6 protein-coding genes are annotated in these 9625 nt (G+C 58.5%); 1 reads left to right on the top strand and 5 read right to left on the bottom strand.

The genetic code is table 11. The features are described from left to right. The coding region (locus ACR0MS_RS19825) for a VCBS domain-containing protein (protein ID WP_480579032.1) at window positions 1-5232 on the top strand (5232 nt) is incomplete at its 5' end. Window positions 5233-5554: 322 nt separating this feature from the next. Here the strand turns inward: ACR0MS_RS19825 and ACR0MS_RS19820 are convergent. The 5 genes from ACR0MS_RS19820 to ACR0MS_RS19800 form a co-directional block, all read right to left on the bottom strand. Next, entirely contained in the window at window positions 5555-5986 is a 432-nt protein-coding gene (locus ACR0MS_RS19820) for a hypothetical protein (RefSeq protein WP_480577824.1), read from the bottom strand. 286 nt (window positions 5987-6272) lie between these two features. Next, window positions 6273-7094: an AAA family ATPase gene (locus ACR0MS_RS19815; protein ID WP_480577827.1), complete on the bottom strand. Its 822-nt coding sequence runs from the start codon at window positions 7092-7094 to the stop codon at window positions 6273-6275. Window positions 7095-8016: 922 nt separating this feature from the next. Continuing rightward, window positions 8017-8235 (bottom strand): DUF3955 domain-containing protein, encoded by a 219-nt coding sequence (locus tag ACR0MS_RS19810; protein WP_217358912.1) that lies wholly within the window; start codon window positions 8233-8235, stop codon window positions 8017-8019. Between the two features lie 76 nt (window positions 8236-8311). After that, the gene (locus ACR0MS_RS19805) at window positions 8312-8833 is read right to left on the bottom strand and encodes a hypothetical protein (protein WP_170560367.1); all 522 of its coding nucleotides are present in this window, start codon (window positions 8831-8833) and stop codon (window positions 8312-8314) included. Further along, a complete protein-coding gene (locus ACR0MS_RS19800; protein ID WP_170386722.1) occupies window positions 8833-9603 on the bottom strand; it encodes a hypothetical protein in 771 nt (256 codons plus the stop codon). Before ACR0MS_RS19800 ends, ACR0MS_RS19805 begins: the two co-directional genes overlap by 1 nt. Between the last annotated feature and the right edge of the window lie 22 nt (window positions 9604-9625).

Raw genomic sequence — 9625 nt, 5'->3', positions numbered from 1 at the left:
GTACAGGCGCTGAAGACCGGCGAGCAGCTGACCGACACGCTGACCGTCTCCACCGTCGACGGCACCACCAAGCAGATCACCGTCACCATCAACGGCACCGACGACAAGGCCATCATTGGCGGTGTGGATACGGGGAGTGTCGCAGAGAACACTGCAGGCGTGGACAAGTCCCCTGATCAGCACCAGCCGGGCATCGGAGTGCTGGGAACGGAAACACTGAATGCAAGCGGCCAGCTTACGATTCTTGATCCGGACGCGGGTGAAGCTGTCTTCGACACGCATGGGCTCGGGTTCACCTATCATGGCACCTACGGCGACCTAAATCTTCGAGCGGATGGCACATGGTTCTATTCTGCCGATGCCGGGAACGCGCGCTTCTTTGACGGTCGCCCGACCACGCGCGGTAGTGCGATTGACCAGCTGGGCGAAGGGCAAACGCTTACTGACACGATCACCGTCTATTCCAAGGACGGCACAGCGCATGACATCACGATCACTATCCACGGCAGTAACGATGCCCCCTATTGTGCGTCCGAGGTCACGCTTGCGCCCGGCACCGAGGACACCGCACAAACACTGACCAAGGCGCAATTGCTTGCAAACACGGTCGAGGTGGATGCCAATGATGCAGGCAAACTGTCCATCGCAGGGCTGCGAGCCGATCACGGCTCGATCCGGGACAATGGCGACGGCACCTTTACGTTCACGCCCGCCCGCGATTACAACGGCGCGGTCCACTTCACCTACGACGTAACGGATGCCCATGGCGGGGTGACCCATACCGGAGCAACCACAACGCTCGCTGCGGTCGGCGATCCTGCGACAATTACCGATGCTAGTATTCCTTCGGTGACCGAGGACAGGGGCTACATCAACACACATTACGAACTTCAGGTGTACGGGAAGCTTGACATTTCTGACCCGGATCCGGGCGAGGCGCGGTTTGATGGCAACATAGGACCGCAGACATCTGCGGGTGTTGGCTATGATACACAGCTTGGCGGTCACGTTCTATTGCAGCCGGATGGCAATTTCATCTACTACCTCGACAATCGGCTGGCGGTCGTACAACAGCTTGGTGCTGGACAGACCGTCAAGGACACTGTGACGATCCGTTCGGTAGACGGAACCACCCATCAGATTGAGATTACGGTTCATGGCACCAATGACGCGCCTGTTTTGACGGCCGCGACGGCGTCAGCCACCGAGGACGGGTCCTCGGTCACGGGTCAGATGTCGGCGACAGATGTGGATACAGGAGACACGCTGACCTATTCTCTGGGCCACCAGGCACCCGCCGGGTTCTCGCTGAACCCCGATGGGAGTTGGAGTTTTGATCCAACCGACGCGGCCTATCAGCACCTTGCCGCAGGCGCGACCGAGCAGGTCACCATCCCCGTCAAGGTCACTGACGGCACCGCCACAGACACGCAAGACCTGACCATCACCGTCACCGGAACAAACGACGGACCGGCGGTCACCGGCCCGGTCACACTGCCCGGCGGGACCGAGGACAAACCGGTACAGATCACAGCGGCCCAGCTGCTGGCACATGCCACGGATATCGACACCGGCGACCAGCTCTCGGTGACCGGGCTGAGCGCCAGCCACGGAACCATCACCGGCGACGCGGCCCACGGCTTCACCTTCACGCCGGACGCCAATTACAATGGCCCAGTGACACTGAGCTACACCGTCACCGACGGTCATGGTGGAAACACCGCGCAAACCGCCAACCTGACATTGGCGGCAGTCGGAGACGCTGCCATTATTGGCGGCGTTGATACCGGCGATGTGACGGAAAACACAGCTGGAGTGGACATGTCGCCCGACCAGCATCAGCTGGGTATGTCGACGCTCGATCAGGAAACTATCAAGGCTTCTGGGACATTGACGATTATCGATGCCGATGCTGGCGAGGCGTCCTTCGATACCCATGGGCCGGGATACACATATCACGGCACGTACGGAGACCTGATGCTCCGCGAGAATGGCGAATGGTTCTACAGCGCTGACGTCGGAAAGTCGCGGTTCTTTGACGGGCGGCCCACCACCCGCGGCACGGCGATTGATCAGCTGGGCGAGAATCAGACGCTCACCGACACGATCACTGTGCATTCCAAGGATGGCACGCCGCATGACATCGTGATCACCATCCATGGCAGCAATGACCGGCCTTATTGCTCTTCTGAAGTCGTTCTACGGGCTGGTACCGAGGACACGGCGCAGACGCTCACCAAGGCGCAGCTTCTCGCCAACACGGTCGATGTGGACGCCAATGATGCGGGCAAACTCACCATCGACGCGCTGCGGGTCGATCACGGCTCGGTCCGCGCCAACCCTGACGGCACCTACACCTTCACCCCTGAAAAGGATTACAACGGCAACGTTCACTTCACCTATGACGTGAAGGATGCCCATGGCGGTGTGACCCATACTGGAGCCACGACGACCCTCGTACCAGTAGGCGATGCCGCGGTTGTTTCCGGCACGGATACGGGCGATTTGACCGAAGACAAGAATGTCGGACCGTCTTCGGCGCATCCGATTGTCGCCGACGGAACCTTGAGCGTCTCGGATCCCGACGGAACCGCATGGAACCACTTCCATTACTCCATATGGGGAGAACATGCGGTCTCTGATCCTTTTGGCGGAAGCCTCCATATCGATCGCTATGGAAACTGGCATTACGCAGTGGATAACTCGCATGCTGCGGTCCAGAGCCTCGCAGCAGGTGAGGAGGGCTATGCTACCTATCGGGTGAGCACGGCCGATGGAACAACCCATCAAATCAAGATCACGATCCACGGGACGAACGACGCGCCTGTTCTGTCTGCCGCGACGGCCTCGGCGACGGAGGATGGCAAGGCGGTCTCCGGGCAGATGTCGGCGACCGATGTGGATACGGGCGACACGCAGACCTATTCGCTGGGCGGCGCTGCGCCGGCCGGCTTCACGTTGAATGCGGACGGCAGCTGGAACTTTGATCCGACCGACGCGGCCTACCAGCATCTTGCGGCGGGTCAGCCGCAACAGATCACCATCCCGGTCACGGTCACCGACAAGACCGGCGCCACCGACACCGAGAACCTCGTCATCACCGTGACAGGCACCAATGACGGCCCCAGCGTCAGCGGCCCGGTCGCCCTGCCCGGCGGCACCGAGGACAAGACGGTACAGATCACGGCGGCGCAGTTGCTGGAGCATGCGACGGATGTCGACACCGGCGATCAGCTGTCGGTCACGGGGCTGACGGCGAGCCACGGCACGATCACGTCCAACCTGGACGGGTCGTTCACCTTCACGCCGGACAAGGACTATAACGGCCCCGTCAGCCTGAGCTATCAGGTGACCGACGGTCACGGCGGAAACACCGCACAGAAAGCGTCTCTCACGCTTGGCGCAACGCCCGATGCTTCGATCATCACGGGAACAGATTCCGGGCATGTCAAGGAGGACAACGCTCCGTCCACATCCGGCAAGCTGAACATCTCGGATCCGGATGGTGGCGTCGCGGCTTTTGTACCTGTGACAAATGCTCAGGCACCGCACAACGCTGGAACCTATTCAATCGACGCCGCCGGAAACTGGACCTTCACCCTGCCTCCTTCGCGGCAGTCCCTGCACGAAGGCGAACTCATCTACGACTACTTTGAGGTGCGTGGTGTCGACGGCACGACTCATCGCGTCAACATTACAGTTGAGGGCACCGCGGATGTTCCCAAGATCACGGGCGATACATCTGGGACCGTGGTCGAGGACACCAGGACTGTGGCCCGCGGAACCCTCAACGTACACGATCCGGATTGGGGACAGAGCGGCACCGATCGTACGAACTATGGGCAGCCCAGACCTTCGGACGGTGGTTTTGGCGCTTATGAGATCGACAGCCGCGGTCACTGGACCTATCGGGTCGATCAGACAGACGGCAGGGTTCAAGCGCTTGGTGAGGGAGAAACCCTCACCGACTCATTCACCGTCACAACGCTGGATGGCACAAAGCAGCCGGTCCAGATCATCATAACCGGGACGAATGATGCGCCGATTGTAACGCCGGGAGATCTTGGCGCCACACAACCAGGTGCGGGTAAAACCATCTCGACCGCAGATTTTCTGGCGGCTGTTCATGCAACCGATGTGGACCGAGGCGATCAGCTGTCTATCTCAAATGTTCAGGTCGACCCGCAATATGGAAGCTTCCACCAATCTGGCGGCAATTGGGTGTTTACCCCCGCAGCTGGCGCCAGCCATACCGATGTCCCAGTAACGATTTCCGTCACGGACGGACATGCAACACGCAGTGCAACGGCGACGTTGGATGTGACCGCGGCGCCGACACCGCCCACTGCAACTCAGGTACATGGTACGGGCACGACCCATCTTTCCGGCACACTGACCGGCGGATCAGGTGGCTGGTCGATCGACAACGGGCACGGACACGGCGTGTTGTCGCTCCAGGGCCAATACGGGACATTGACCATCAACCCGCAAACTGGACACTTTGATTATCACTACCAAGCGCAATCTGCAGTGATCAAACACGGCGGCGGCGGAGCAGCATCGGGGCGTCACACCGACACTTTCCACATCCTCCAGCATGGCGCGCACACGTCCGATGCAGATGTGCAGGTCAATATCAACGTCCAGAGCGTGCATGGAGCGAGCGGCCACCACGTCGATCAAACGACCCTGATCGGTATCGATATTGTTCCGGTAACACCACAGCAACACGACTCCCCGAGTGACGATGGGCCAGTTTTCGAAGTGACGCTTGGCGACGATACTCAGGACCCGTCTGCTGCCGCGCTCGGACTGACCGACGACATGGATGTATCTCTCGCCGCGAGGGCAGGCAGCGAGAACGATCCCGCTATTCAGGATAGCAGAGGCTTCGATACCCCAGACGAGCACCACGGGCAGGACGGCTCATCTCTCCATCAAGGCGACCCGGTGAACGCCTATCTTGATGCAGTTGGGGCGGGCCCGCATTCCGACGTTCCGACACAGCTACAGGATTCCGAGCCGGCCAATCCCTACACTGCGGCGCTCGGTGTTGATGCGGATATGCTGACCGACGCACCGACGCTGGATCCAACCATGCTGGATGATCCCGCGGCGGCCGAGGATCTGAGTTCGGACAGAGTGACCAGTGATGAAGGGATCGACCTCCCGCATGATGAACCGCTTGTTCCATTGCCGGAGGAGGACGACCCTTCAGCCAACTCAGGTTGATCCTGATCAGGTCTATCCGGCCTGCTGGGTGACGAAGGGGGCGGAGAACCGATCAACTGCCGGGGACAGTTCGGGCAGCGCATCGCTCCGCTGGAAACCGTCGATAGGCGCTGCCAGACGAATGCGAACGGGGCTCCGAATGGACAGCGAGCCTGCCTCCGATATCGCGCAAATTCCACCCACGCGACGAGAGCGGGGTAATGGTTCAATTTCTTGGCCCGTCTAAGAGTACGGGAAGCAATCGCGTTTCGTAATCATCGGACGCGACTCAACTTCTTGTCTCGAGGCAGCTGAACTTACCCTTGCATCGCCTACCAAAAGGTTATTTTTCCACATCCGTCGAAAAGAAAAAGGTGCCACAAATGCCCTCTTCGGCGACCCCAGTCGGTATTTCCGCTCCGGTGAACATGGCAATGCCCAGGTACGCATACCCTGAGCTTTCTTCATCCCAAGCTGCCATAAAGGTTACTGGCTGGTCCCCACAAAGCGTGTTTTGTTGCCGAAGTTGTCCGGCGTCTCCTGAGACCCTGAAGACTTGTGCGACGGGTACATTGCCAGATGCTCCCCATCTACCCGAAGCTGCATCGTCGACCACATTCAGATCGAGAAACCCACCAGTCTCAAAGACCATGCGCTTTTTCGACAGGATCACCGGTCCGGTGATCGCAACAGCTGTTTCGCTATAAGGACGAAGGGCTTTGGCGTCCGCCAGAACAGGTTGAGATGTTGCGGGGTCGCCGATGGCTCCGATCAAGAGCAATGCCAAATATGTCCAACGAGCCATACTTTTCCTCTGATTCATGTGGCCGAGCGATATCGCTGGCATGAACAATAGGCAGGATCCGAGTTGAACTCTACCTACCGCTGAGGTTGCCCTCGCCATACAGGTGCACGCGTTCGGAATGCGCATACTGGCGAGATCGCCCGTGGGGTGCGAGCTCATTCGTGACGCACCGAAGTTCAACTCAACCTCACAGCAGCTGTCCATTTAAGGCTTGTTGAACGGCGACACCGTGCCCAATGGAAAGGAGTTCTGTTCATCAATCGAATGGCCGGTGCGTACCGTTGCCGGATTTGTCTTCCCGAGACGCCTCCATCTCCTGAAGGGCGTCGGTGACGAAATCGATCGGAGATCGGGTGAAGGCGCGGTAAAGCTTGAAGTGCTGGGTTGCTTCCAATGTCGTTTTGGTAATCCCGTGTCGCGTGATTTCAAGCAAGCTAGCGTTCGGTAAGGCCATGAGGATCGGTGAATGGGTGGCCACGATGACCTGCGAGATTGCCGTTCGCTGAATACGATCAAGAATTGCGAGAAGCTCCAACTGACGCTTCGGCGACAGAGCACTTTCAGGTTCATCCATGAAATAGATACCCTGTTGCGACATGCGTTCTTTGAAAAATCTCACGAAGCCCTCGCCATGACTCCATGACAAGAAGTCCGGGGGCGCATTGCCACTGTCTTCCGCAGCGATATCAAGGTATCGGGCCACTGAGAAGAAGGTTTCCGCCTTCATGAACCAGCCACTTGTAACTTTGGGCAGCCAACTCGCGCGAAACACGTCGGCCAACCCAGCACCGCTCTGGTCTATCGCGCGGGCGTGATCGACGGGACGATAGCCCTTGCCGCCACCGGCCTCGTCGTAGCCACTGAGTGCCGCTATGGCCTCTACCAATGTTGATTTCCCGGTACCGTTCTCACCGACCAGAATGGTCACTGGGGTTGTGAAGCGCAACTCGAAGCCCTCACGGTCCAGCCAGGGAAGGTCATAGGGGTAGCCCGACTTGCCTTCGATCACATCATCTCTCAAGACAATACGCTGCAAGAACGGAGCAGGGAGTTTTGTGATCGGCCTGCGACGGCTCACAAAAGCCTCCTTTTGAACGCTAGGTAGTGCCCAGGAGACGATTGCAGCCCTATTTGCACTTGTTGGCTCATTTTTGCGGCACCCAGCCGCAATAAGTCAGCACCTGAAACGACGACGAGTCCTCGGCCACCTGATTGATAACCAAAACTCTGTTTGAGTCCAGCGGGCTCAAGAGTTGTCGATAGGTGTATGATTTGCCGTCAAAGGTGCACTTCAAGTCGACTATTTGTACTGCAGTCCCACGCAATGCTTGCACTTGATCGTATTCACAGGAGCTATCGTCTGACTTCCGACCTTCATCGTCGTAAATCACGTAACCGGCCCTCAAATCACCGTACTCTTCAGAAATGCGCGCGCCGTCCGAGCATGAAAGGCCCTCAGGGACATAAAGACCAGAGAAATGGACGGCCTCAGCCCACAACTTGCTTGAGGACCATATGAAAGCGGCTAACAACAGGCACAATGATCTTGTCTGGTTCATTGAAACACGCTCACCCTTCGTTCCAGCATCACACGAAGAGTCTGAAAACGATGCCGCAGTGTCAACGGCGCGACACGGAGTAGAGGGTGTAACTATTGGTCTGGGTAACAATCGAGGCCGATGTTTCGGAAACCAATGTTGCCGCCGCAGAGCTCCCCGTCGGGCAAGTGACGAGGTCTGCGGCATCATCCAAGAACTCGACCGTGAAGGCTGACTCGCCGGTTAGTTTGCAGTCGTCATAAGCGGAACGGTGGCCTCGCACGAAAACCAGTTCTGGATCCGGTTCGCTGATTGCTACATTCGGCGCAGAGCCAGTGCACCCAGCGAGCATACCGAGGCAGAGCAACAAGCAGCAAGCGGTCAGGGAGCTTGCGCGCGTCGCTATGGACGTAAGCGGCACGAAACGAACCGCGGAGTAAACGCTTTGCATGAGCTGGGTCTTCATTTGGCCCGGCCCCAGTTCTTGATGATCCGGGCAACAAGTGCGGCCATCAGCGCAACGCCACCGATCAGGACAAAAAACCAACCGAGGGCCAGCAAATGGAAAGGCTCCTGCAGGATGCCGTCCTCATCGACATGCGATCCCTGAACCGCGTATCCTGTCCAAAACGCAAGGCCCAGGCCCAGCAAGACAAGGGAGATGAGCGTCAGCTTTCTCACGTGCATTTACTCCGTTGGCCATAGCGCCGGACGGTGCAAGACGCTTCTGGGCGGTCGATCGGCCTTCCCATGCGGGTCACTCCCATTCCGCGCCTGTCGTGCGCCATTCCTTCGCGTCGCTGTCCCATGTGCTGGCCGTCACGCATGGCGTCGGACTGATACCGCCGCATTGCGAGCCGTGTACATCCGCTAGAAGAACCTTGTTCGGCCCGAGATCCGCCAGGCCCCACCCCTGGTTAAACAGGGAATGAAGGACGTCCTCCACGAGGAAATGCGACATGCACCCCCCCGTACCGCAGTACAGAGAGGCCGCCGTTGAACAGGAGAAACCGCGCTCGTTCAGCACCCAGTCGAGGTACAGGTCGCCATCCAGATCGACCCGGTCGACGGCCTCCCATTCGAGGTAAAAGGTGCCATTGTTGAACTCGGCGCAAGCCTGCCGGGCCGTCTCGACTTTTTTCTGCAGCTGTTTGGGAAGATCGGAAACATCGGCGGATGACGCCGACGTAACAAAAGCAAGCCAGGACGCGGCCCAAAACCCAAGAAACCTCAGGGGCTTGGCCGTTCCAATCTGCGGTTCTGTTTCACGCCAGAGCATCAATTGCACTTATCATACTGGTAATCCCCATATTCCAGCCAATCTTTGCCACCATCGCTGAACACTAGCGTTTCCGATCTATCCTCGCCAAGGAGTGCGACGACGAACCCCTTCGGAGCTGCCGCATTGCCAAAGAAACTGTAGGCCGTCATGGCCCGTGTCACCTTACCATTAACGGTCAGCAGGGCATCCCATTCGCCATCCGGAGTGTCGAGGATCACGTATTCGATCTGACGTTTGACGTCACCGCCGCCACAATAAACCACGCCCTCCGGGGCCTCGGTGCTTGCAATCTCCTGTGCCGCTCCGCCGCAGGCAGACCTGAGTGACTTGATGGCTGCACTGGACCCCGCGAGGTCGAAGATTCCATAGGTGATGTCCTGTTCGACCATGGAAAGGTTGACCGAGGCATTTGCCGCCAACTGATCCAGGACGAAACCGTAATCCTGCGCATCATTGAACGCGATCTCGACCGGGTAGTTGTCAACGATTTGAATGCTGGCGTTGTCCTGCCCGACCTGGAAAGCACCAGCTTCGGTCGTTCCGTCCTGCATGAAACGGATCGACAGTCCCCGCTTGGCCACTATGTCCTCGCTGTCTTCGTAGCCCGCGGGCGCAAAGCGAATTCGGTCGCATTGGAGCTCCAGCGTGGAGTCGTTGGATTGGATGAAAGCATTTGCTGTCGGTCCGGCAACGAAATTCCACTCTGCAAGGACTGGCGTAGCGATGGCGCAGGCCATCGCAAAGCCTAAAGGCATTTTTCGTTTCATTCTGGCTCCCCTCAAATCTCAA

This window comes from Ruegeria sp. CJ2 (genome assembly GCF_056536745.1).
Note: the sequence above shows the minus strand (reverse complement) of the source record. Positions and strands in the feature narration are given on the sequence as shown.

Coding starts and splice junctions, on each gene's coding strand:
- ACR0MS_RS19805 (WP_170560367.1), bottom strand. CDS start 8,833: ATGCTCTGGCGTGAAACAGAACCGCAGATTGGAACGGCCAAGCCCCTG.
- ACR0MS_RS19800 (WP_170386722.1), bottom strand. CDS start 9,603: ATGAAACGAAAAATGCCTTTAGGCTTTGCGATGGCCTGCGCCATCGCT.